Below are 2,242 nucleotides of genomic sequence, written 5' to 3' on the forward strand. Positions count from 1 at the left end.
TCACTGTGTTCGAACAACAGCAGCGTGGTCGGCTTCAACGCCAGGATCTGGCGACAAAGCTCAGAACCGATAGAGCCACCCGCTCCGGTGACCAGAACCGACTGATCCTTGATGCAATGCTCGAGCAAATCGCCCTGCGCCGGCACCGCGTCGCGGCCAAGCAGGTCCGCGATGTCGACTTCCTGAATGTCATCCACCTTGACCCGACCGCTGGCCAGGTCCATGAAACCGGGCACGCTTCGAACATGCAACGGAAAACCTTCCAGAAAGCCCAGAATCTCGCGGCGACGCCCGCGATTGGCCGAAGGAATCGCCAACAGGATTTCCTGAGCTCCGGTCTCTTCAATCATGCGTTGAATGTGCTTGGGCTTGTACACCTGCAAACCTGAGATCACCCGATCGGCAATGCTCTTATCATCATCGATAAACGCTATCGGGCGCATGACCCGGCCCATGCGCAAGGCGGCAACCAGTTGGTTGCCGGCAGCACCTGCCCCATAGATAGCAACACGGGGCAATCCATTGTCACGATTGGTGAACGGAACGTGCTGCGCCGCGGCAAACCAGTCGCCCAGAAAATACTGGCGCATGGCCAGGCGAAGCCCTCCTACCATGATCAGGCTTAACCACCAGTAGTYAAAAATGATCGAGCGAGGGACAACGTTCTGATGATTACTGTACCAATACACCACCACCCCGAGAATCAGCGACGAAAGGCTGACTGCCTTGATAATCGCTATCAGCGCATCATTGCCGAAGTAGCGCAGAACTGCTCGGTACATTCCAAAACGAATGAATAGAGGAACGGAAATGACGGGGGTCGCCAAAAAAAGCCATAGGTGATCTGCAAAGGGATTGACCACCTCGTCGAGACCCAGGCGTACGACAAACGCCAACCATAGCGCGCCCCAAACCAACATGACGTCCGCAAGAATCTGAATCAGCCTTTTATGACGGCGCGGCAGTCCCAACAACAAGGTTCGCAACTTATCCATAAACCCTTCGAACACCTCACAGCTCCTGCGCTCTAAATCGCCAACTTCACTGCAGCAAACAGCACATCTGACTACTGACATACATTCCGAGCAAACTGACAGCCAAGAATGTATGCCAAGAAGACTTTCGACCGCTGGATGCCCTGTCAGATCAAGCGTGTGCTTGATATGCCAATTGCATTACTTCGCCAAGAACCGCACAGGTTTTGTCCATTTCCGACTGTGTCAGCGTCGGATGCACAAGGAACATCAAGCTTGTTTCCCCGAGCTCCTGTGCCACAGAGAAGCGAACGTCGGGTCTCCAACCGGTATCGTCAAAGGCCTTCTCAAGGTAAACCTCAGAGCAAGAACCGGAGTAGCACGGAACACCACGAGCAATAATTTCCGAAATAATGCGATCACGACTCCATTCAGCTTTCAGCAGCTGTGGCTCAACAAAGACATAACACTTGTAGGCCGCGTGAGTGCAATATTCTGGAATGACTGGAACACGCAGGCCGCCCAGTTGACGAGCACATGACCAAATGCGTTCCGCGTGCTCAAGTCGACTTGCTTGCCACTGAGGCATTCGACGCAATTGGATACGTCCAATGACAGCCTGTACTTCCAGCATTCGCCAGTTAGTACCAAAACTTTCATGCAACCAGCGAAAGCCAGGCGCATGTTCACGTTCATAGATCGCTTCCCAGCTCTTGCCATGGTCCTTGATAGACCACATTTTCAACCAGAGGTCTCGGTCATTCGTGGTGACCATGCCGCCTTCGCCACCAGTGGTCATGATCTTGTCCTGGCAGAACGACCAAGCCCCGACATGACCAATGGAACCGACCGGACGTCCTTTATAGAGCGCGCCATGCGCCTGGGCACAATCTTCAATAACCTTCAGATCGTGCTCGGCCGCCAACGACATAATCGGGTCCATGTCGCAGGGCCATCCTGCGAGATGTACGCAAATCAACGCACGAGTACGCTCAGTCAATACCGCACGGATGGTCTCGGCAGTGAAATTCTGGGAGTCCGGGTCAACTTCGGCAAATACGGGAATAGCCCCCGCATTGACAATGCTGGATACAGAGGCAAGGAAGGTACGCGGAGTCACGATGACCTCATCACCAGCGCCAATTCCCAATGCCTGCAATGCGAGGTCCAGAGCTACCGTTCCATTGGCCAGGGCAATGGCATGCTTTGTATCTGCCCAGACAGCAAATTCCTTTTCAAACTCCCGACACTCTTGCCCCGTCCAATAG

At 53.9% G+C, this 2,242-nt stretch carries 2 protein-coding genes; both read right to left on the minus strand.

The window, feature by feature from the left end:
* Positions 1-995, minus strand: a 995-nt coding sequence (locus AC1DH9_RS27730) for a nucleoside-diphosphate sugar epimerase/dehydratase (protein WP_477809193.1), incomplete at its 3' end; no start/stop codon positions are given.
* Between the two features lie 151 nt (positions 996-1,146).
* A partial coding sequence (locus AC1DH9_RS27735; RefSeq protein WP_477809192.1) for a DegT/DnrJ/EryC1/StrS family aminotransferase occupies positions 1,147-2,242 on the minus strand: 1,096 nt, incomplete at its 5' end.

This window comes from Pseudomonas sp. 05T35 (genome assembly GCF_056396605.1).